We start from the raw sequence: 23,265 nt of genomic DNA, 5'->3' as shown, positions 1-23,265 counted from the left end.
TTTATTTCAATCGATAAATGGTAATGACTTCCTTTTGAGGAATTCGTTTAAAACCAACTTCCTCTAAACGATCACCGTATTTCATTAAGAAACTATCACTCGTACATGATTTGCCTGGACTTAGAGTCTCAATGAGAGCTAAACCATCATCCACAGTGAATTCATCCTCTAGTAAATAAAGGAAACGAGAATCATAGTCGATAGATTTTTGAATCTTCTTGATGGATTCTTGAATAATGGATAAGTGGTCAAATGCAAAGTCCTTCTCCTCAAGTTCTTTGCCATCCAAGTAACACTTGCCTGTATGAAAATCGACATCCACAAGAACGACTTCTTTTGCATCGTCTCCTGCCTTAGCCAAGTCAAGAGCTCGACTAGGTAGGTAAACCAAGTGGGCAATTGTAACTGTCCAACCTCTGGGATCACGAATAGGTGTAGATACTGTCATTAGTTGCTCAATCTTTTCCAGTGGAAGATCAAGATTGATTTCTTCTTTTACCTCACGCTGACAAGAACGGGCAGCATCTTCCCCCTTATCCATAAAACCGCCAACTAGAGCTAAGCAATTTTGAAAAGGGTGGGCCTTTCGACGAATAAGAAAGAGTTTCATTTTCCCTTCTACAAAGCAATAGGCTACCATATCCACAGTCACGCTTGGTTTTTCATACTGAGGGAGTGCTTGCTTGTGGTACCAGTCTAAAAATTCAGCTTGGCTAGCATGAACTTCAAAGTACTCTTTTTCTGTCATCCCTGTTGGAATTATCTGATTCATCATCTTCTACTTCCTTTCTGCTATTGATGGCAATAAAGAGGGCGTATCTACAAATTATAGATTCATAGTTCTTGTTTTATACAATGTCGAATTTCAATTGACCTGCTTTGACACCAATTTTAAGTGTCTTCCCTTCTTTCAGTTCACCTGTAAGAAGGAGCTCTGCAAGTTTGTCTTCTACTTCCGTTTGTAGAGTTCTGCGCAGTGGGCGTGCTCCCATCTCGGGATCATAACCCTTCTGAGCTAGAAGTTTAAGGGCTGAAGCTTGAAGTTTCAAGTCAATTCCTTTTTCTGCCAGACTAGCAATCAATGGTTTGACCATAACCTTAACCACTTCTTGCATATCTTGACTTGATAGGCTACGGAAGACAACTTTTTCATCAATACGGTTGATGAACTCTGGACGGTAAGCCTTTTTCAACTCTTCAAAAATACGTTTTTCCATATTTTCCTGGTCAAAACGAATATCTCGAGCTCCAAACCCGACTGTCTTGTCATCACGAAGAGCTGTCGCACCTAGGTTTGAAGTCATGATAATGATCGTATTTGAGAAATCAACCTTGCGACCCTTACTGTCAGTCAAGACACCATCATCTAAGACCTGCAAGAGAACATTAAAGATGTCTGGGTGGGCCTTTTCTACCTCGTCAAAGAGCAAGACTGAATATGGTTTGTTACGAACCTTCTCGGTCAATTCGCCACCTTCTTCGTAACCTACATAACCCGGAGGAGCTCCATTAAGACGACTAGCCGCAAATTTCTCCATGTATTCACTCATGTCGAAGCGGATAAGAGCAGACTCGTCATCAAATAGAACTTCTGCTAAAGCCTTGGCTAATTCAGTTTTACCAACACCTGTCGGTCCAAGGAACATAAAGGAACCAATCGGACGTTTGTTATTGCGGATACCCGATTGATTTCTGCGAATGGCACGACTGATACTAGATACCGCTTGTTCTTGCCCGATAACACGTTTATGCAGTTCAGTTTCAAGATTGAGATACTTCTTGGCATCCGTTTGTGTCAATTTTTGAACTGGAATACCTGACAAGCGACTCAAGGTTGTCAAAATATCAGATTCTTTTACTAAGTCTTTATAGACTGGAACTTCCTGCTCTTTTACAATGAGTTGAGCTGCTTGCTTCCATTTTCCATCCATCAAGGCCTTATCAGCTGGTGTTAAACCTGACTCATCTTTTTTAGCATGTTTCGATTTATTTTGGACAGTTGCTGCAGCTTCATCCAAAAGATCAATTGCTGAGTCTGGCAAGTGACGGCTCGTCAAATAACGATGCGCCATTTTGACAGCTGTTTCTACTGCATCATCTGTAATTTGAACATGGTGGTGTTTCTCATAAGTTGCTTTCAAGCCCTGCAAAATAGCCATACTATCAGCCACGCTCGGCTCTTCAATCATCACTTTTGCAAAACGGCGAGAAAGGGCAGCATCTTTTTCGATGTGTTTTTGGTATTCTTCCTGAGTAGTCGCTCCGACAGTTCTCAGAGTTCCACGTGCCAAAGCAGGTTTCAGGATATTGGCCGCATCCAAAGTCGAATCAATACCACTTCCAGACCCCATAATCGTATGGAGCTCATCGATAAAGAGGATAACCTTCCCGTCTTCCTCAATATCTTTGATGATATTGTTCATACGTTCTTCAAAGTCTCCACGGAAACGAGTTCCCGCAACCACATTCATCAAATCAAGCTCTAGGACACGCATCTTAGCCATTTCATCAGGTACATTTCCATTGGCAATACGTTGCGCAAGCCCAAGTGCCAGAGCTGTTTTACCGACACCTGCATCTCCAACTAGAACTGGATTGTTTTTTGTTTTTCGACTCAAGATTTGAATCATACGAGAGATTTCTTGGTCACGTCCGATGACTGGCTCTAATTTGCCTGAACGAGCTTGTTCTGTAAGATCATGAGTGTAATCTTCCAAACCACCACTTGGAGTTTGAGGCATCCCCATCATATTTGCCATAGAATTTTGCTTATCTGCAACTGAGCGATGGCGCTGACGCAGAGCCTTCAAATCTTCTTTTGTCCAACCAGCACGCGCCTCGAGACTTCGACGAAGCCCTGCAATCTTGACTTGGTCTTTCTGGTCTTCATAGGAGAAACCTGCTTTTTCCAGAATGCGAGTTGCTAGGGCGTTGCCATCATGCAAGATAGCGTAAAGAAGGTGCTCAGTACCCAATGCTTTGGCATGAACAACTGAAGCAATATGTTCCGCTTCTAATAGTAAAACATTTAAGCGGTAGGAGAATGGAAGTTCCTGGTAATCTTCCTTATGGTTATAGTTTGCCTCTGTTAATTCTACAGCGACTTCCTCTAAACGATCAATCTCATAAGGGAATTCGTTGAGAGTAGCTCCGGCAACACTGTAGCTATGATTGGCCATGGCAATCAGTAGGTGCCATGACTCTAGGTAGTCTGCACCAAAGCGACTCGCTATCAGAAAAGCGCTATCGATACATTCTCTCAATGCTTTTGAATATTTCATGTCGTTTTATTTTCCTTTTCTATCTACTTCATGCAACAACTGACGAAGCATATTGGCACGAATACGATTAGCTTCCTCACCTAGAATTCGGTCTGTCCCCGTAGCTAATAATAGATTCATCTCTTGGCGGGTCAAGAGTTCTTGTTCGACTAAGAGTCTTAAAACATCTTCAAAGAATACTTGGTTAACCTCATCATCCACAGAATACAACAAATCACGAAGCATATCATGATGGTTCGAGAATTCAATTCGACCAATGCGAATATAGCCCCCGCCACCACGTTTGCTCTCAACTAGATAGCCTCTACTCTCTGTAAAACGAGTCTTAATCACATAGTTAATCTGGCTAGGTACGACTTGAAAGGTATCCGCTAGCTGACTTCGTTGCAATTCTACGATACCAGATTGTTCTAAAATCGCCTTGATATAGGCTTCAATATGGTCCGATGTATTTTTAAATTTCATAGCTTGCTACCTCCTTCTTAAACTTTGACCATCTTTGACTATACTATCATTTAAGACTCTATAAGTCAAATTTTTAGGGCTCAAGACTTGAAAATACTGATTTTTAATACTAGCTATAGAAAACAAGCTTTGCTATTCTTCATTCTCTATTCTACATTGATATTATAATAAAAAAGTTACAGCTAGCTTTCAAATCCTTTGAAAGTATGTTATTTATTATCAAATCTAGAATTATTCCATAAAGTTTATAAAAAATAAAACTTCGGTATTATTGATGGTATACCGAAGTTTTTTGTAGTTTACGTTGTTTTTTCGTTTTTTCAACTATAGTTCCAAGCCCAATTCCGCCAATATTTGTCGTTTATAGGCAATTTTTTGAACTTCCTTGTCCTCTGTCTCGGACCAATCAAGTTTGATTTCTGAAACTGTTTCAAAGGGTGTCACCACCATGCTTACTCCTTGAGCTTGCAGATAGGCAATGACTTGATCGATAAGAGCTATGCGGTCAATCCCTTGTGATAGGGGCAAGACTTGTAAAGCAATGCTTGCTTTCATTAAAACCTCCCTCTAAGTTACAGTTTTTCTTTGTAAAAAAGAAAAACCTCTTTCATATATGAAAAAGGTGTAAAATTAGGCCAAGTATTCGTTCCCTACGCTGGCATTACCCAGATCAGGTGCGGTCGAAGTTTAACACTTCCTCTCAGACTGTACACATACTTCCATATATTATATGGAAATATGATAACGCAAAAAGAATAAGATGCCAAGAAAACTGCTTACAGAAAAAGAGACGGTAACCCGTCTCTTTCAATTAAAGCATCGGTGCAAATAACTGTGTCACTTCTTTAATCATCATTTGATACCAAGTAGGATTTATGGTATCCGAGAAAATTTCTTGTGACACTTCAAAAATACCTTCAAAATCTTGGCGAATATCTGCTATTGACTCTGTTTTGTAAAGTAATACTGCATTTTCATAGTGGTGAACCAAGCTGCGATAATCCAAGTTAATAGTCCCGACAGCCGCAAATCGATCATCAACAATCATTTGCTTACTATGAATAAAACCGGGTGTGTATTCAAAAATACGAACACCAGCAGATAAAAGATCTGGATAAGCTCCCCGTGTTATCAGTTGAATGAGCTTCTTGTCTGGTACAAAGGGTGTGACTATTCTCACATCTACGCCTCGCATAGCCGCATTTTTTATATCCTCTGTCAAATCATAATCGATAATGAGATAAGGCGTTGTAATATAGACAAAATCCTCCGCTTGATTAATCAGATTTTGATAGACATTTTTACCCACCTTCATCTGGTAAATCGGTTTTGGTCCACTGCCATATGGGATACAAAGACCGCTACCAGATCGTGTCTGATTTTCCAAATGATACTGATCAAAGTCACTGATTTCTCCACGGTTGATGTACCAGTTCATGAGAAATAGTCTGGTAAAAGCTTGAGTCGCCGGCCCATCAATCCGAATTCCACTATCTTTCCAGTGTCCAAAACGTTCAATCTGATTGATGTATTCGTCTGCAAGGTTGATGCCACCAGTATAAGAAATCTGCCCATCAATGACTAAGATTTTACGGTGGTCACGGTTGTTGTAGGCCACTGTCATACGAGGAATTACCTTATTAAACTTATGAGCATCGATCCCCTTAGAACGCAAATGAACGGAATAATCTCCATGCAAAGTCACCATACAACCAATATCATCATAAAGCATCTTGACCTCAACTCCTTGAGCTGCCTTTTCTTCTAGAATCTCGAGTATGCTATCCCACATCAACCCCTCTGCAACAATGTAGTATTCTAGAAAAATAAATTTTTTAGCCCTTTTTAGATCCTCCAGCATCTGCTTCCACATTTCTTCTCCATCTGCGAAAAATTGTGAATCTGTATGCTCATAGACTTCCGCATTGCTATCCATATGTAGCAAGGCATTGATAATCCCGTAGGCAGATTTATCTGTTTCCTGTAACTGCAGATGAAGTTGATGCCCATGATTCTCATGAAAGGCAATAGAATTCAACTCCTGGAGTTGTTTATGTTCTTTTTTTGATAGCCTTCTCTCACCGAACATGAGATAAAGCAGTGGACCAAATACCGGCACAAAGGTCACAATCAACCAAGTCACTTTGCTTTCAGGTGTCATCGAACGATTCACAATCGCTATAACAGTTGCGACGCTGATTAAAAATACAAGAGTCACCCAAATAATCGGAGCAATTTGGCTCATGTAAAGAATAATTCCGAAAACAAGAAATAATTCTATCAAGATAATTGCAATACTAAAGCCATACTTGGACATTAATAATCGAAATTTTCTTATTCCCATATCTCCCTCTCAATTTCTAAGTATACTCCCTAATATACCATCTGAAAACGCTTGTTACCTTCTAGTATACTTAGTTTCAGAAAACTTATCAAGCTTTTACTGTATAGGCCGATAGTTCTATCTATAAAATTAATTAAAAGAGCAGGCCTCTTATCTGAGCCTGCTCTCATTTTATAATTTCAAAGCCAACATATTGACCGTCATACCAGCTGCAGTTCCCATCAAGAAGATGGTATCTCCTTCTTTTACATAACCATGATCAAGTGCATAGGCTAAACCAAAAGGTACCGCAACAGAAACCATATTCCCATAGTCAGTAACGAGATTCAGGTACTTGTCTTCATCTACTCCCAATTTTCCCATAACCAAAGGAAGAGCACGACTAGCTTGGTGAGGAATAATAAAGTCTACAGCATCTTTAGAAATACCTGATTTCTCTTGGAATTCTTGGAACATTTCTGGAATGACACGAGCAGAAAGCAAGAGGATTTTTTTACCCTTCATGTCAAACATGAAATTTGTCTTAGTCGCTTCAGAGTATTCTTTTGGTTGATAAGAAGTCAAACCTCCACGAATCTCTGTATCGTGAGCCCCCTCTGACCAAGTTCGTTGGAGACTAGCGATAACTCCTTTGTCCTGATTACTTTTTTGGAAAATAAAGGCTGCTGCCCCATCACTAAAGAGCTCAAAACTTTCTTTTTGCTTTGGATTAAGCCCTAAACTTCCAACCTCACTGGATACAATCAAAACGCGATTATATTCTCCGGCTTCAATCAAATGTGACATGGTTGATAGAGCAGAGATAAAACTTGTACAAGTCGTATTAATATCCATAGCTGGGATAGAGAGCCCTTTTGCCACACGTTCATGAATCAAAGCCGCTGTATAAGGAATAGGCTGAACACCAACCGCACTAGCTGATACAAGGTAATCAATGTCTTTCATACTCAAATTTGCATTTTCAAGTGCAGCTTGGATAGCCGCTTCTGCCAAATCTAGCTGCGTTTCTTCATTTTCAACCACGCGATGACGGGTCTGGTCTTTAAATTGCACTGTATTTTTGGGAAGGCAAACTCCATAGCCTGCGATTTCTACATGTCTTTTTACTTCTGTCATAATTTTTTGTCCTTTTATAAACGTTGGATACGTTTGAGTTTACGACTAGTATCCCAGTGATAATCTGAAAATTGTATTTCAGGTTCTTTAAACTCTTTTTGTTGCGCCAAGAGTCGAAACTGCTCTATAATCGCTGTTTCTACTTGCTCGTCCCTCCGACTCAGGCAAACTTCCACTAACTTCTCAGAATGTTGTTTGACTTGGTAATCTCCGACATTCTCCACAAAGAGAATACAACGTCTGATAAAGTCAGGAAAAATCGTGACTTGACCTCCATCTAGCCCTTCAAAGTAGAAAATATCATCAGATCGACCTTCGACCTTGTCAATTCTTGTGTAATGAGATCCACATGGGCAAGGTTCAGGATTTTCAACTAAGATATCGTTGAGCTGATAGCGATAAACAGGCTGACTGCTTCGTTTAAAGTCTGTAATCACTGGATAAAAACGTCGATCGTCCAGATAGTGTTTTTCTACAAATATGATATCTTCATTGAGATGAAGATTGCCAGCAGGGCAAGTACAAGCTAGAAAACCTTCGGTTGCCTGGTAGACTTGGTCAATAATGGATAGAGAAAAAGCATCAGCAATCCGTTCTCTATCACTATCTTCCAATATTTCTGCCACTGAGACGATTTTTTGTGGATGAATCTTTAGCTCTCCGGCTTTTAGGAGCTTGCTCAATTCAATCAACATAGAAGCAGGTGCCACTACAATAGTCGGTTGATAACTATTGAGACGCTCCATGTGCTCATCTGTATTCTTGAAAATATCAAAGTACTCTAAACGAATAAGTGCTGTATTGATGGTCTGATAGAGTTCATTATCAGCTCTCAGGAAAAAGGCGATGCGGTGTCCAAAAAGTTGACCTTTAGGCAACATCTTGGCTAGGATTGCCGCCGCCCACATACTTCGCTCTTTTTCGGTTGTGATAAAGATTCCCCGATGCCCGGACGTCCCTGAGGACAAACCGACAGCTATTTCTCCTTTAAGCTCTGTGAAATTTCGAGTCTTTTCACTTTCGATAGCCAAAGCTAAGGCCTCGTCTCGATCCACTCCTTGGGTGTTGAGCTCATTAAAATGAGCCATCATAAAAGCTTTGTCCATATGGTCAAATTCGCTAGGTACACCATTTTTAAAATAAGGCGACTCACGTTTAAGAAATGCCATATAGGCAGCTAGTTGCTTTTTCTGATAGTTTTCTAAAGCTTCTCGAGACTTAAAATGATGAAGCCAACGAGTTTGGATAAACGTTTTAAGAAAGGTTATTTTTTTCATACAAAATCCGCTCAATCCTTTCTACAGGGTCATGACTGACAACTACCTCAATACCATCTCTCAAGACTTCTTCCAGTAACTCTGTTCCCTTAATATAGTCAGCCTTGCTATCTTGAACCAAGGAAGGAATCAAATGCATCTGCTTGGTATAAGGTAAGAGGTCTATTCCCCAACAAAGATCCGCCGCGATAAAGAGATGATAGTCTGGAATAAAGAGACAAGCTTGCCCCTTGGCATGCCCATCTATCGAAGCTACAAGGATACTTCCGTCTCCGAAAAGATCCTTGGTAGGCCGATAGTTAAAGTTAGCATTCTGCTGATCTGCCTTAATAACTGTCAACCTTTCCTCAAAAGTAGCCGGCAAAAATTCTTTAAAAATTAAATCTTTTAGTTTTGGTTTCTGGTATACTTCATACACTTCCTGAGTCAGGATAAAGTTTGCATGAGGAAAGAAGCTAGCCCCTCCCAGATGATCTGGATGTAGATGAGATAGCAAGACATAGTTAATGTCTTCTGGCTTCATTCCTTTAGCTTCCAGCAAATGTGAAATCTGATCCTTGTTCGTCATTTGAACTGGCGTTCCTAGACGATAAAAACCATAACGAAGTTTCCTCTTAATATCATAGTGATAGCCAGTATCATAAAGCAGATGCCCCTTTTCCCTATGCTTGATTAAAAAGGCACCCGCTGGAAAAGTCATCTTTCTATTCTGGACACCCTTAAATAGCAAACCGGCATAACTAGTACAATATCCTGCTGGGAAATACTCAATGCTTTCGATAATCTTGGACATATTGCTCAATCCCTTCTGAAATACTTATTTTTGGATGATAACCCAGCTCCTTCTCAGCCTTACTAATATCAAGAGTCTGACTATAACGAAGCAGGTAATAGGTATAGCGTGTCAGGGCTGGCTCCCCTTTAAGATTCAGAGTCTTATAAAGAAATTCTAAACTACTAGCAATTCCCGATAATAGAGCTGCTGGAATTTTTCTATATTTGATTGGATAACCCAAACCTGTCAAACTTTCTTCTAGCAAATCCCTAAAAGCTCTTGGCTCGCCATTAGTAATGTTATAGATATCACCTTTTGCTTCTGGAGCTTCCAAAGCTAAACGAATTGCTAAAGCTACATTTTCCACACAAGTCATGTCCATGAGCTGACGCCCATCTCCAATCAAAGGAATTCCTATTTTTTGACTAAGATTGATTACCCGTGGCAAAATACTGGTATCCCCAATCCCAAAAAGTCCACGAGGTCTCAAGATGATACTAGGAACATCTGGATAATCTTTAAAGAGTTTCTCAGAAGCCAATTTACTACGGATATAGTTATTGAGATTGTTTTCCTCTGGAGCATCACTTTCTTTGATAGCTAATTGATCCTTAGGAGCAGCATAAACACTTGGTGAGGATACGTAGACTAAGCGCTGAATCCCAGCTTGACGACAAGCTTCGAGAACAGTTTTAGTTCCTAAAACATTGGCCTGATAAAAATCTTCCCACGGGCCCCAAACTGTTGACAGAGCTCCCGCATGAACGACCATATCCATCCCCTTACAGGCTTCTGTCACATCCTCAGTTTTGGTCAAATCCCCTTGAAAAAAACTGACCGAAGAATTCTCTAAAGAGTGACCAGTTTTTCTATTTCTTCCAAAAGCTCGCACTTGGTAACCATGCTCAACTAATTCTTCTACTACATATTTACCCAAGAAACCAGTGGCTCCTGTAACTAATACTTTTTTCATCATTCTTTCTCCTTATCTGCTAACAGACGATGAATTTCGTTCTCTAAAATTTCCGTCGGATGATAAGACTGTGCTGCTTGACGCAAAGTCTCTAATTCTGGCCAATTTTCTTTAGCTAACAGTTCCTCAAAGGATTGTCCAATGGCCTTACTATTATCTCTTTTAGCTGTGAAAGCAACACCGGCCTCAACCCCACGAACGGCATAATCAAATTGATCATAATCATGAGGTAGTATCAAAGCTGGCTTACCATAAATAATGCATTGATAAAAAATCCCAGCCCCACCATGATGAATGACATAATTCATCTTAGGTATATACTCCTTATAAGGAAGATAAGAAACAACGGACAAATTCTCCATGAGATTCTCACATTGAAAAGCTTCCCCACCAACGCCGCGAGTCACAAAAAAGTGACAATCCGGATGAGCTTTCGCAAGTTGCTTAGCTTGATAGATCAAATTTTCTTTAGCCCAAGCTAGTTGTGTCCCACAAGTAACCAAAACCTTTTTTCGATTAGGGAAAAACGACAAATCTAATGGATAATCCTCTCCAGCCTCAACAGAAGCTCCAGAGGGCCCCACCCAGAGAAAATGATCTGGAAAGCCCTTTTTAAGTTCTAACTCTTTCATGCCAATAGCAAGAATGGAATACCGAGAATAAATGGTCTCATGACCGAGTTGGTTATATAATTTAAATTTATATCTCTTTAAGCGATTACGGAATGAAAAAGATACAATACGTTTTACTATACGAGTTGCTTTTCTCCCCAAAAATTGTATTGTAGCCTGCCAAAAATTCTTTGGACTCCCCATGCCACCAATAAAACAAGGAGGCCCATCAGTAGTCTCTAAAACAAATTGTGTAGCCATGGTAGTTATCCAGGGAATTCCAAGTTGATTAGCTACAAGGCCACCAGATAGTGTGATAAAGTCCACTATAACAATATCCGGACGATGATTTGTCCATTCTTGGATTAATTGGTCCGAAACTAGGTTTATCAAATCAAGACTAGCAGACAACTGCCGATAGGCTGAAAAAATTCCTAACTGCTCCTTATTGTTGGCAGCTTTTTCAAATTCCTTTACGTGTCCTTCTAAAATGGGAAGAACTTGAAAACCAACCGCCTCTGCAACAGCCTTTTTCTGAGGACCTGTAAATAAACGAATCTCATACTGAGGATTTTGTAATAGTGGTGCAAGTAAATTCATCGTAGGATAGAGATGCCCACTTAAGGGAAGGGCCACTACATCGATTTTGATTTTCTTCATAATCCTAGCATATCAAATTTTCCAAAAAAGAACTATCACAAGGATAGTTCTTCTTAAATATTATTGTTTTTAAATCATAGGAATAGTATTTGATTCCCTAATACATTATTTGAATATTCGGGAGGAATTCGTAATGTAAGAATCTTAAATTTACTATCCCTAAAAAAAATTCAAAAGTAGCTTTGCTTAGAACAATTCCTTATAGAAAGCAATGGTTTCTTCCAAAGTTGGCATGAATGGATTACCTGGTGCACAAGCATCAATCAAGGCATTCATAGAAAGGTATTCAAAGTCAAAGTCTTTTTCTTCGATACCAAGTTCTGTCAATTTCTTAGGAATACCGACAGTTTCAGAAAGTTTTTCAATTTCAGAAATAGCATAAGCAGCACATTCTTCATCTGATTTTCCTTCGATTTGCATACCCAAGGCCTTAGCAACATTACGGAAGGCTACAGGTACACGTTTGGCATTTTCACGCTCAACAACTGGCAAAAGCATGGCACAGCAAACACCATGAGGCAAGTTATAGACTGCACCCAATTGGTGAGCCATTGAGTGAACATAGCCGAGCCCAGCATTGTTAAAGCTCATTCCTCCAAGGAATATAGCATTAACCATACCCTCACGAGCTTCGATGTCGTGTCCGTTTTCTACTGCACGTGGAAGATATTCTTTGATCAGCTCGATAGCTCCGATAGAGAGTTTCTTAGTCACATCATAAGCACCTGGTGTTACCAAAGCTTCAACAGCGTGAGTAAGAGCATCCATACCAGTAGCAGCAGTCAAAGCTTGAGGTTTTGAAACCATCAATTCAGGGTCATTAACAGAGATAAGAGCAAGACTGTTCTTATCAACCATTACCATTTTAACCTTACGTTCTTCATCAGTGATAACGTAGTTGATAGTAATTTCTGCTGATGTACCTGCAGTAGTATTGATAGCTACAACAGGAAGGCCTTTTTGAGCAGACTTATGCAAACCTTCATAATCCTGTGGCTTACCGCCATTAGTAGCGATTACAGAAATACAGCTAGCTGCATCCTGTGGAGAGCCACCACCGACAGAGATGATAAAGTCACAGTTATTCTCTTTCAAAGCAGCAACCCCATCCATGACATTTTTACAAGTAGGGTTAGGTTCAACATCACTAAAAATAACATAAGCAATTCCTTCATCATCTAAAGGTTTTAAAATTTTTGGCAAGATATCACTTGATTCAATATACTTATCTGTCACTAAAAGAGCCTTAGTATAGCCCAACTCCTTAACATAAGGACCAACTTCATTTACCACACCTTTACCAATAAGGTTGACTGCTGGAACGTAAAATGTTGCCATATTTTTTCCTCCTTGCGTTTTTCACGCTTTATATTTAGGTTAATTATATAATATATTCCCTATATTTTCAAATGTTTGTGATTTTTTTAACAAATAAATCGCAAATGAAGGGAGTGGGAAGCCCCACATCCCCCTTATTTTTTACAAAACGCCTTTTTTCAGGATAATATTTCCATAAAGAGCACTTTCTCCAGTTTGAATCACTAAATAAGCTTTCTCTGCCTGATCGTAAAATTCAAAACGTTCAAACTCTTTGATAGATGCACCTGTATGATACTTGCCTAGTAAGGTTTTATATTCATCCCAAATAACTGGAATCGTTGGATCTCCTGGTACAACCTGCATAAGGCCTGCTTGATAGTCACTGTATGTATCGAGAGGTAGTAGTTGCAAAATAGCATCCAAAATCACAGGAACTCCATGACCATCACAACGAACAACGCGTTGTCCGATCCTGTGAGCTGGGAAATTTGCATCAGCTATTACTAGCTCATCTCCATGTCCCATCTCCATTAGATACTTAACTAGCTCTGGGCTAACAATTTTAGGAATATTCTTTAACATTTACTCCCCCTTCTCTACTAATGACTTGAAAAACTGTTGACTAGTTTCGACATTATCCAAATCTTCTACTACATAACTTTTCAGTAATTCTGATTGTCGAATGAGATTTTGTGCTTCCTCTCTTGACTGAACAATTCCCAAAGTTAACAATTGAGACAAAACATTCCCCAGAGCACTAGCTTCAATCGGTCCTGTAATGACTGGCTTACGAGCAAAATTGGCAGTCAACTGGCATAAAAGCTCATTTTGAATACCACCGCCCACCATCTGAATACGGGCAATCTCTTTACCTGTTAACTCTTCTAGTTGCTCAACTGTTTGATGATAAGCCAAGGCCAGACTTTCAAGAACTGTCCTAACAACTTCTCCCTTAGTCTCTGGAACAATTTGACCACTCATTCTACAGTAGTCTTTTACTTTTTCTTCCATGTCCCCAGGAGAAGCAAAGATTGCTGCATTTGGATTAATAAAGCTTCGGTTATCCTTAACCTCACGCGCTAATACAACCATTTCTGCAAAGCCTATTTCCTCCCCTTGAAGCTGCCAATCTCTCTGTAACTCTTGGATAATCCATAAACCTGTTGTATTTTTTAAGAGACGAATTCCTCCATCAAAACAACCTTCATTGGTCAAGCCTGCATTCAAAGCTTCCAAGCTATTCAAGACTGTTTGGTTTTCCATCCCCACAAGAGACCAAGTTCCACAAGAGATAAATACTGTTGGTTGTTCATCGACATAAGGCACTGCTAATACCGCCGCTGCCGTGTCATGCCCAGCTCCAGCTATGACATCGAAAGGTTCGATTTTCAAATTTTGAACAATTCTTGGAGAAAGACTTCTTAATACTGTCCCTCCTTTGCTAACCTTAGAAAACCATTTTTCAGGAAGTCCCAAGCGTGCAAACAAACTGCTAGACCAAGTTTGGGTCTGACTATTTAACAAACCACTCGTACTGGCAATGGTATATTCATTTACCAGTACACCTGATAAGAGATAGTTAATTAAGTCAGGCATAAACAGAACATGATCAGCTACCTCTATGAGTTCCGGTTTTTCTTTGATATCAGCGTACAGTTGTAAAATTGTATTATAAGTCGCTGGTTGAACTCCCGTTTCAGTAAACAAAGTCTGCTTATCTACTAACTTGTAGAATTCATCCTCATAGCGTCCCATCCTGTTGTCACGATAACAATGTGGCTGATAAAGCAGATCCCCATTTTTATCAAGATAAGCGTAATCTACTCCCCATGTATCGACAGAAATAGATTGGATAGGGATTTGATCACGAGAAGCTTTTTTTATCCCTGTCTTGATTTCATTGAATAAGTGAAGAATATTCCAATACAATCCATCGTTGACAGTTACCGCTTCATTTTTAAAACGATGAACTTCTGACAATTGGAGACGTTCTCCATCATAAATCGCTTGCATGACACGACCAGAACTTGCACCTAAATCAACAGCTAGTATTTTTATCAATGTCATTTAAAGCTCCTTCTCTATTCGAATATAATCGATTTATTGATACAACAATGCTTTGATTTCATCAGAATCAATATTTTTTGCATCGTACCATTTAGACCCTGTATCAACATCTTTTACTTCTTTACCTTGAGCTGATTCAACCGCAAGTTTTACAGCTTGATAACCGATTTGAATTGGATCTTGAGTTACAGAACCAGCAAAGACACCATTACGAATTGCATCTTGTTGAAGAGCACCTGAGTCAAATCCAACTGCAATAATCTTGTCTTTACCAAGTTTTGATTCTTTAAAGCTACCATTTGCATTGATAATTGCTTTAGCAGCAAATTCATTTGAACCATAAATAGCGATAGTATCTGCCTTCTCAAGTACTGTAGAAGCTTCTGTTTTACCAGCAGCATCATCTACTTGAGCAGGAACACGAACTTCAATGATAACTTTAGCATCTGATTCAGCTACGTTGTTTTTAAATTTATCATGTCCAACAACAGCTACTTTGACGCCTTTCTTCTCAAGCAACTCAACCATCTTATCGATAAATCCTGATGTACGTTGAGTGATTGAAAGAGAGTTAGCTTCTTGAGAAACTACACCAATACGTACAGGAGTATCACCAATTTTCTTTTCGATTAGAGGGAACATATGTTCTGCTGCATTTCCTCCAGCAGCATGGTTATCTGTAGAAGCAGTCGCTTTAATTGCTCCTTCTGGTGCCCCTGGAACCCCTGAGTCAAATCCAATAATTGGAATATTCTTAGATTGTGCTTGTTTAATAGCATCGAGTTCTGCTTCTGTATCTAAGGCTGCCAGAGCGATTGCTTTCGGATTCTTATTGATAGCATTGTTAAGTTGTTCAAGCTGTTCTGCAATAGCAGTTTCATTTTGTGGTCCTACAAAGGTAATCTTAGCACCAAGTTCATCAGCCGCTTTTTCAGCCCCTTTATTAACAGCTTTCCAGAAGTCATGTTGGAAACCTTTAGCGATTACTTCTACCTTGTAATCACCACTAGCTGATCCACCCTTAGTACCATCTGTTGTCTTAGAAGATGAACAAGCTGTCAAAGCAAATGCAGACACAGCTGCTGCCGCAATAATAGCAAACTTAAATGATTTTCTCATGATAGTTGCTCCTTTTTTATTATTTTTATCTAAGATTTGAAGAGTGATTATTCACCCGATAAAGAGAGGAATGCCATTTTTGTATTCCTCTAGCATTGACTATTTCTTTTTATTCCTACGAATCAAAATATCGGAATAAACTGCGACAATTACAACGAAACCTGTGATGAAGAGTTGATAGTGAGGCTGGAGGTCGATATAAGGGAGTCCGATTTTCAATACAGACATGATGAATACCCCAATGATAGTACCTACGACTGAGCCAACTCCTCCAGCAAGAGAAGTTCCCCCAACTACAACACCTGCAATTGCATCTAATTCCATCCCATTACCTGTACCAGGTAAAATAGTAGAGTAAGTAGCAGCATAGGCAACTGCAGCAAGTCCTGCAAATAAACCACCTATAACATAGGCCATACCTTCCCACTTAACAACGTTAACTCCTGATAAACGAGTCGCCTCTTTATTGGAACCAATCGCAAAGATATAACGTCCCACTTTTGTCTTATTCAAAACTAAAGCTGCAAGGACAGCAAGGACAATCAATACAATCAGACCAGTAGGGAAATTGTCTTGGGTACGGAATAAATCCTTATACCAACCTTCACCTGTCCCACGGAGTGGGAAAGTCACACTCTGAACATTAGAGACAATAGAACTAAGTCCACGAGATATCATCATCGTACCTAGGGTTGCGATAAATGGAGGTAATCCAAATTTAGCAACCATTATTCCATTTAATAGTCCAAAGAGAACTCCTACCACTAGAATGGCCAATAAAGAGAGCCACAGTGGCCAGCCCATTTTTGTATGGAGGACACCACCAATAATAGCTGAACACATCATCACTGTCCCGATTGAAAGGTCGATCCCACCTGTAATAATAACAAATGTAACCCCAATTGCTAAGAAACCAATATAATACGAAGCATCCAAGATACTAACCGCCGTATCAAACGAACGGAAAGACTCACTAGAAATAGCGAAGAATGCGAAAATTACAATAAGCGCAATCAAGGCAATCAGTTTTTGCAAACCAACTGTTTTTTCTAATTTCATCCATAAAGATTGTTTCTCTTCCATAAGTAAACACCTCTGTTTTCACTTCTAACGGTCTGTAGCTAAAGCTAGTATCCGTTCTTGAGTAGCTTGGCTAATATCCAGCTCACCCGTTTTTCTACCTTCACACATAACGACAATTCGATCACTCATCCGCAAAATTTCAGTCAATTCAGATGAAATCATGATAATAGACTTCCCTTGAGCAACCAAGGCATTCATCAAAGTGTAAATTTCACTTTTGGCACCAACGTCAATTCCTCTTGTTGGTTCATCAAAAATTAAAATATCACTATTTTGTTCGAGCCATTTTGCAATGACGACCTTTTGTTGGTTACCACCTGATAAGTTACGAACTAATTGTTTTGACGATGGTGTCTTCGTTCTTAATTGTTTAACGAATTCATCACTGACTTTTACAATTTCACCGTCATTAATAAGTCCACCTTTAATATACTTATCTAAGTTTGTCATTACTGTATTATCAGCGATTGTCATATCTACAATACAACCAAAACGTTTACGGTCTTCTGAAAGATAACCAATTCCTTCTCTAATTGCGTCTTGTGGCGAATTAATAGTCACTTCTTTACCATTTACAAAAATGGTACCGCTTTCTTTTTTATCTGCACCAAACAGTAACCGTGCCACTTCTGTACGGCCAGCTCCCATTAATCCAGAAAAACCTAAGATTTCACCCTTTCGAAGCTGGAAGCTAACATCTTTTACAGATGATCCCGCATTTAAATTCTTCACCTCAAGTACAACTGGAGCATCATCTGCTACAGCTGAAGCCGCTTTAGGATCCTCGTAAATAGTTCGACCAACCATCATTGCAATGATTTCGTCTTTTGTTGTTTCTTTGGTATTTACAGTCCCTACATACTCACCATCACGCATTACCGTTACACGGTCTGTAATACGAGCAATTTCGTCCATGCGGTGAGAGATGTAAATGATACCAACACCTTTAGCACGTAAGTCATCAATAATTACAAAAAGTTCGTTAATTTCAGACTCCGTTAGGGCTGCTGTTGGTTCATCGAAAACAATGACCTTAGCATCCATGGATAAGGCTTTGGCAATTTCAACCATTTGTTGTTTCCCAACCGTTAAATTACCAACTTTTTCAGTAGGATTAATATCCAACTTCAATAGATCAAATAGTTTCTTAGCTTTTTTGATGCTAGCACCATCGTCTATCAACAAATTATGACGGAATTCTTCTCTCCCAATGAAAATATTCTGAGCCACAGTTAAATGATTCATCATATTCAATTCTTGGTGAACGATAACAATCCCATCTTCCATCGCTTCCTTAGGCTTGCTATAGGCAACCTGCTTACCATTGTAGTGAATAGTTCCTTCATTAGCATCATGAATTCCTGTGAGGACTTTCATTAGCGTGGATTTACCAGCACCATTTTCCCCCATCAGAGCATGAACTTCACCAGCACGTAGATCAAAATCTACTCCTTTTAAGGCTTTTACAGGTCCGAAGCTCTTTACGATACCTTTCATTTCAAGTATAACTGGATGACTCATGTTTTTTCACCTACCTGTTCCAGTTTTTCTATTTTCTTTTTTAATTGTTCAACTTCTTCTATCTGATGTAAGAAAACATCCGCTAACTCAAGCAATAAATGACTGTTCATAAAATGATCTTGGGCATGAATAGCTAATAGACTAACTTCTCCACTCTCACCCCTCGTCTCAGCTTGGATAAGAGAGGTTTGTAAATTATGTGCTTCTATATTTATCTGATTCGCTAATTCTAGCACCTCTCTAGCACCTGAAAGATCTCCTCCTTGAGCCAATTGAAGGCTTTCCATAACCTTTTGAGTACTTTTACTACTTTTTAAGATTAGCTGCATCAACTCTTGTGTCGACTGTCTTGTTAGTGTTCCCATCAGCTCAACCCATTAAGTCTTCTGCTTGCTGCAAAACAGCTTCACCTTTCATTAACTCAAAATTTTCATCGCTAATAACAGCAACCGGAACACTAAGAGATGCTTTAGCCTTTTCTTCTAAATATGCCAACTGAGGGCTCAAAAGCAAAACATCAATATTTTTTAAATTATTAATTCCTGCAATACCAACAGAGTAAAATGAATAATTTAATTGATCTCGATGAATAACTTCGTTAATACGTTCAACTAACATACTAGTTGTCAAACCACCTACACAGGCTAGAATAATTGTTTTTGTCATAATTTTCTACTCCTTTTAAATTCTTGGAGATAGAAATCCAATTATTAGATTTCTACCCCCAAAATTTTCATCATTTATGTACAGGTCCTAATAATTGACATGCACGGTAGTCAGCTGATTCTAAATCTTCTGTTCCGAATAATGACCAGTTCTTAGGTCTGAAGATATCTTCTTCTGCAACGTTATGCATATTTACTGGAATGCGTAACATTGAAGCAAGAGTGATAAGGTCAGCACCAATATGTCCATAAGTGATAGCACCGTGGTTTGCACCCCAGTTATTCATTACATCGTATACTGACTTGAATGCGCCTTTACCTGTTAAGCGAGGAGCAAACCAAGTTGTTGGCCAGCCTGGATCTGTACGGTTATCCAATGTATGGTGTACATCTTCAGGTAATTCAAGAGTGTATCCTTCAGCAATTTGAAGTACAGGACCTACCCCTTTCAACAAGTTCAAGCGAACCATTGTTACAGGCATATTTCCTTTAGATAAGAAGCGAGTTGAGTAACCGCCACCACGGAAGTATTCGCGGTTTGCTGCTGGGAAGTCTGTATTTGCAAGCATTGCATCTACTTCACTTTGTTCTAATTCCCAGAATGGTTTAATCACTGGTTCACCGTTTCTTGTAGCTTGACCAGTACCGTCTAATGTACAAGAACCAGAGTTGATTAAGTGTAAGAATCCATTTTCAGCATGGCCTTCAAGTTTATGTCCTGTAACACGTTCAACAGCTTCTGGACTCCAGTAAGTACGAACATCCGCAAAGATTTGTGGAGTGTTTGTTAATAAGTAGTTGAATAGCATTGATACACCGTTTAACGCATCATTTTCAGTTGCGAAGATGTATGGTCTGCGAATTCCGTTCCAGTCGAATTGAGTGTTTAGGAATGTTTCCATGAAGTCTCCGTTAGGGAAGTGGTCTGTCCATTGACGTTGACCTTGGAATCCACCAACAAGAGCGTAGTGACCAACTGCTTCTTCTTCAAAGCCTAGTTCAGCAAGTCTTGGGTTACCAATCATTAAGTCACGTCCAATTAAGAACATCTTAATAACGAATTCCCATTGTTTATCTTTTTCTTCACGGCTTAAAACAAGGTCTTCACGGTTGTGATCGAATCCTTCTTTAACGTTTTCTTTCACCCATTTAAGCGCACGTTCGAATTCTTCGTGATCGTAAATACCACGATCGATACGGCGAGTGAATTCAGTCATATCTACTGATTCATTACGCATTCCTAAGTATTCTTGGAAGAAGTTAGGATCTACGATAGAACCACCGATACCCATTGATACACTACCCATTGATAAGTAAGCTGTATCTCTCATTAATCCTGTAGCAAGAGCTGCTCTTGCATATCGTAAGATTTTTTCTTTAACGTCTTCAGGAATTTCTGTATCTGTTGCTTCTTGTACGTCTTTACCGTAAATTCCGAATGCTGGAATTCCTTTTTGAGCGTGAGAAGCAAGAACTGCTGCTAAGTAAACAGCCCCTGGTCTTTCAGTTCCGTTGAATCCCCAAATAGCATGTGGAATATCAGGAGACATATCCATTGTTTCACTACCATAGCACCAGCATGGTGTTACAGTGATTGTTGCACACACGTTTGATTTTTTGAATAATTCGTGAGATGCTGCTGCTTCTGGTACACGACCAATTGTTGATGGTGAGATTACACATTCAACTGGTTGGCCATCAGGATATTTCAATGTACTAGAAAGCAAGTCCGCAACACTTTTTGCCATATTCATTGTTTGGACTTCAAGCGATTCGCGGACCCCTTGACGACGACCATCAATAGTTGGACGAATTCCGATACGTGGATGTTGAATCATGATATTTCCCTCTTATTCTTCTACTTCTTCTTTAACACTGCCGTCTCCATTATATTTACGATAACCAGGATGACGACCAGTAACCTTATAGTTTTCTCTCATGGAGAACAGACGTTCCAAAGTAGGACGTGAAATTTCTTGTTCTTCAATACCTTTAGTTGACAAAAGCATACGTCCATGGAAAGTTGTTTTAGCGACTAACTCTAGAGTCTCCATACGATAGTAAGCTGTAATAACATCACTTCCGACAGTTAAAGCCCCATGGTTCTCAAGTAACATCACATCATGATCAGGAAGATATGGAGTAATGGCATCAGGAACTTCCATAGTAGATGGAACCCCGAAAGGTGTAATCGGAATAGCTCCTACAACAATTGCACTCTCAATCAGAGAATACGTATCAAGAGGGATATGCGCTAAAGCAAAACCAGTTGCAATAGGTGGATGAGCATGGACAACAGCTCTCACATCTTCACGTTCCTCGTAACAGCGGATATGCATTTTAATTTCACTTGAAGGACGATAGTCTCCCTCAGCTTCTAAAATCTCACCCTTGAGGTTCAGTTTCACCAATTTTTCTGGTGTAATAAAACTTTTACTGATACCAGTAGGCGTTGCTATAATAGTATCAGCATCTAAACGAACAGATACATTTCCATCATTAGCAGCTACCCAACCAAGTTGCCACATTTTATGACAAACGTCACAAATCTGTTCACGAATAATTTTTTCATCTTGAGTCATAAACTCACTCCTTTCTTTATCTGTATCATAACACTTTAAGAAAGCGCATACAATAGATGAATATACTATTGGAAATTTGTAAATGTAAATGGTATAATATATTCAAAAATGTTCAATAATGTTCAAAATATTATCATAAAGGAGAAATAATATGGTTTCCTTAGAACGTATGGAACGAATTTTAGAAATTCTAAAACGAAGAAAGATAATTTCAACAATAGAATTAGAAGCACTCATGTATTGCTCAACTTCAACTCTAAGAAGGGATCTTATAGAATTAGAAAAAGAGGGGAAAATACATAGAGGTCATGGAGAAGTACGGTTACTGACTGCTAATAACATGGAATATATATACTCTGCTCGAGTCCGAGAAGAAGAAAAGGGTAAGCAACACATTGCCGAAATTGCTTCCACTTTTCTCACTAACAACCAATCTATATTTATTGATAGCTCATCAACAGCAGCTATGATCGTTCCTTATCTTGAAAAACTTAAAAATCTCTGCATTATTACAAACGGAATCGAAATTGCAAGAAAACTAAATGAATTTGATAATGTAACTCTCTTTCTATCTGGAGGACATATAAATTATGGAACAAATTCAGCCTTAGGCGATTTTGCAAGTGAATTTATCAATAACTTTCATGCTGATTTGGCACTCATCAGTTGTAGAGGCCTAGACAAATATGGTGCTTACGAAGCTAACCACAATCAAGCACGCATAAAACAGCAAATGATCAAAAACTCAGAGAAGAGCCTCTTACTCGCAGACCATTCAAAATTTAATACTAGTCACTACTTCAAACTGGCGTATTACAACGACATAGACTGTATTATCACAGATACGGCACCAATTGATTCTTTCCAAAAAGAAGTAGAGAAAATATGTGAAATTTTATGGTAAGCTTTGCATTATAGACTTAAAATAAAAATAATTCTTATTAAATGAAAATTATTCACACATCCTTTTTTGATTAGTTCAAACACAGACCTCCAATCGGAGGCTTATTTTATTTCATAAAAATCAAAAAAATAGATTTAAAGAAAATAAAAAAGACATAAAATCTAATTGTTCAATACAAGTCTTTCAAATGATAGTTTCGTCGTTTTTCATTATAGATCTTATGTGACTTTTTTCTACAACAAAATAGGCTTCATAATATCTATAGAGGATTTACCCACTACAGAAATTATAGAGCTAGAATTATTTTATTGAAAGGTTATAAAGAATATTTATAATAAACAAAAAAAGAACAACTAGTGTTCTTACTCTTGTAATATCAATCGGGAAGACAGGATTCGAACCTGCGACACCTTGGTCCCAAACCAAGTACTCTACCAAGCTGAGCTACTTCCCGAATTAAATTGTTAATGCACCCTAGAGGAGTCGAACCTCTAACCGCCTG

General features: G+C 39.0%; 20 protein-coding genes, 1 tRNA gene and 1 pseudogene. 1 reads left to right on the top strand and 21 read right to left on the bottom strand.

Annotation, left to right across the window (positions count from 1 at the left end):
• Position 1: 1 nt before the first annotated feature.
• The 20 genes and pseudogenes from NGI26_RS08980 to NGI26_RS08885 form a co-directional block, all read right to left on the bottom strand.
• Positions 2-775, bottom strand: a complete 774-nt coding sequence (locus NGI26_RS08980; RefSeq protein WP_251938852.1) for an NUDIX domain-containing protein — start codon at positions 773-775, stop codon at positions 2-4.
• Between the two features lie 73 nt (positions 776-848).
• On the bottom strand, positions 849-3,281 hold the full coding sequence (locus NGI26_RS08975; protein ID WP_251938849.1) for an ATP-dependent Clp protease ATP-binding subunit: 2,433 nt from the start codon (positions 3,279-3,281) through the stop codon (positions 849-851).
• 6 nt (positions 3,282-3,287) lie between these two features.
• Positions 3,288-3,746 (bottom strand): CtsR family transcriptional regulator, encoded by a 459-nt coding sequence (locus NGI26_RS08970; RefSeq protein ID WP_251938847.1) that lies wholly within the window; start codon positions 3,744-3,746, stop codon positions 3,288-3,290.
• A 366-nt stretch (positions 3,747-4,112) separates the two neighbouring features.
• Positions 4,113-4,301: pseudogene (locus NGI26_RS08965) on the bottom strand (thiamine-binding protein); the annotation flags it as partial.
• 256 nt (positions 4,302-4,557) lie between these two features.
• Positions 4,558-6,090, bottom strand: a complete 1,533-nt coding sequence (gene cls / locus NGI26_RS08960) for a cardiolipin synthase (protein WP_251938845.1) — start codon at positions 6,088-6,090, stop codon at positions 4,558-4,560.
• Between the two features lie 171 nt (positions 6,091-6,261).
• Entirely contained in the window at positions 6,262-7,206 is a 945-nt protein-coding gene (locus tag NGI26_RS08955) for a 3-oxoacyl-[acyl-carrier-protein] synthase III C-terminal domain-containing protein (RefSeq protein WP_251938843.1), read from the bottom strand.
• A 14-nt stretch (positions 7,207-7,220) separates the two neighbouring features.
• Positions 7,221-8,483: a F390 synthetase-related protein gene (locus tag NGI26_RS08950; RefSeq protein ID WP_251938841.1), complete on the bottom strand. Its 1,263-nt coding sequence runs from the start codon at positions 8,481-8,483 to the stop codon at positions 7,221-7,223.
• Positions 8,461-9,276 (bottom strand): MBL fold metallo-hydrolase, encoded by an 816-nt coding sequence (locus NGI26_RS08945; protein WP_251938839.1) that lies wholly within the window; start codon positions 9,274-9,276, stop codon positions 8,461-8,463. The genes NGI26_RS08950 and NGI26_RS08945 overlap by 23 nt, the downstream gene beginning before the upstream one ends.
• Positions 9,251-10,231 (bottom strand): NAD-dependent epimerase/dehydratase family protein, encoded by a 981-nt coding sequence (locus NGI26_RS08940; RefSeq protein WP_251938837.1) that lies wholly within the window; start codon positions 10,229-10,231, stop codon positions 9,251-9,253. Before NGI26_RS08940 ends, NGI26_RS08945 begins: the two co-directional genes overlap by 26 nt.
• A complete protein-coding gene (locus tag NGI26_RS08935) occupies positions 10,231-11,502 on the bottom strand; it encodes a glycosyltransferase (RefSeq protein ID WP_251938835.1) in 1,272 nt (423 codons plus the stop codon). The genes NGI26_RS08940 and NGI26_RS08935 overlap by 1 nt, the downstream gene beginning before the upstream one ends.
• 186 nt (positions 11,503-11,688) lie before the next feature.
• The gene (locus NGI26_RS08930; RefSeq protein ID WP_251938833.1) at positions 11,689-12,840 is read right to left on the bottom strand and encodes an iron-containing alcohol dehydrogenase; all 1,152 of its coding nucleotides are present in this window, start codon (positions 12,838-12,840) and stop codon (positions 11,689-11,691) included.
• Between the two features lie 141 nt (positions 12,841-12,981).
• Positions 12,982-13,404 carry an RbsD/FucU family protein gene (locus NGI26_RS08925; RefSeq protein WP_251938831.1) on the bottom strand — a complete coding sequence of 141 codons (423 nt, stop codon included), beginning with the start codon at positions 13,402-13,404 and terminating at the stop codon, positions 12,982-12,984.
• Positions 13,405-14,889: a rhamnulokinase gene (locus NGI26_RS08920; protein WP_251938830.1), complete on the bottom strand. Its 1,485-nt coding sequence runs from the start codon at positions 14,887-14,889 to the stop codon at positions 13,405-13,407. It lies immediately after the preceding gene.
• A gap of 33 nt (positions 14,890-14,922) precedes the next feature.
• Entirely contained in the window at positions 14,923-16,008 is a 1,086-nt protein-coding gene (locus tag NGI26_RS08915; protein WP_251938828.1) for an ABC transporter substrate-binding protein, read from the bottom strand.
• A 99-nt stretch (positions 16,009-16,107) separates the two neighbouring features.
• Positions 16,108-17,091 carry an ABC transporter permease gene (locus tag NGI26_RS08910; RefSeq protein WP_075231112.1) on the bottom strand — a complete coding sequence of 328 codons (984 nt, stop codon included), beginning with the start codon at positions 17,089-17,091 and terminating at the stop codon, positions 16,108-16,110.
• A gap of 24 nt (positions 17,092-17,115) precedes the next feature.
• Positions 17,116-18,612 (bottom strand): sugar ABC transporter ATP-binding protein, encoded by a 1,497-nt coding sequence (locus NGI26_RS08905; RefSeq protein ID WP_251938826.1) that lies wholly within the window; start codon positions 18,610-18,612, stop codon positions 17,116-17,118.
• Positions 18,609-18,941: a PTS lactose/cellobiose transporter subunit IIA gene (locus tag NGI26_RS08900; RefSeq protein ID WP_251938824.1), complete on the bottom strand. Its 333-nt coding sequence runs from the start codon at positions 18,939-18,941 to the stop codon at positions 18,609-18,611. The genes NGI26_RS08905 and NGI26_RS08900 overlap by 4 nt, the downstream gene beginning before the upstream one ends.
• A 40-nt stretch (positions 18,942-18,981) precedes the next feature.
• Positions 18,982-19,278 (bottom strand): PTS sugar transporter subunit IIB, encoded by a 297-nt coding sequence (locus NGI26_RS08895; protein ID WP_075231109.1) that lies wholly within the window; start codon positions 19,276-19,278, stop codon positions 18,982-18,984.
• A gap of 70 nt (positions 19,279-19,348) precedes the next feature.
• Complete coding sequence (locus NGI26_RS08890; protein ID WP_251938822.1) at positions 19,349-21,115, bottom strand: L-fucose isomerase; 1,767 nt, start codon at positions 21,113-21,115, stop codon at positions 19,349-19,351.
• Between the two features lie 12 nt (positions 21,116-21,127).
• Complete coding sequence (locus NGI26_RS08885; protein ID WP_251938820.1) at positions 21,128-21,859, bottom strand: class II aldolase/adducin family protein; 732 nt, start codon at positions 21,857-21,859, stop codon at positions 21,128-21,130.
• A gap of 151 nt (positions 21,860-22,010) precedes the next feature.
• Here NGI26_RS08885 and NGI26_RS08880 point away from each other — a divergent pair, with 151 nt between their 5' ends.
• On the top strand, positions 22,011-22,763 hold the full coding sequence (locus NGI26_RS08880; protein WP_251938819.1) for a DeoR/GlpR family DNA-binding transcription regulator: 753 nt from the start codon (positions 22,011-22,013) through the stop codon (positions 22,761-22,763).
• A 380-nt stretch (positions 22,764-23,143) separates the two neighbouring features.
• Here NGI26_RS08880 and NGI26_RS08875 read toward each other — a convergent pair.
• A tRNA-Pro gene (locus tag NGI26_RS08875) sits at positions 23,144-23,217 on the bottom strand.
• Positions 23,218-23,265 lie beyond the last annotated feature (48 nt).

The organism is Streptococcus sp. Marseille-Q0941, from assembly GCF_943736975.1.
Taxonomy (GTDB): domain Bacteria; phylum Bacillota; class Bacilli; order Lactobacillales; family Streptococcaceae; genus Streptococcus.
Note: the sequence above shows the minus strand (reverse complement) of the source record. Positions and strands in the feature narration are given on the sequence as shown.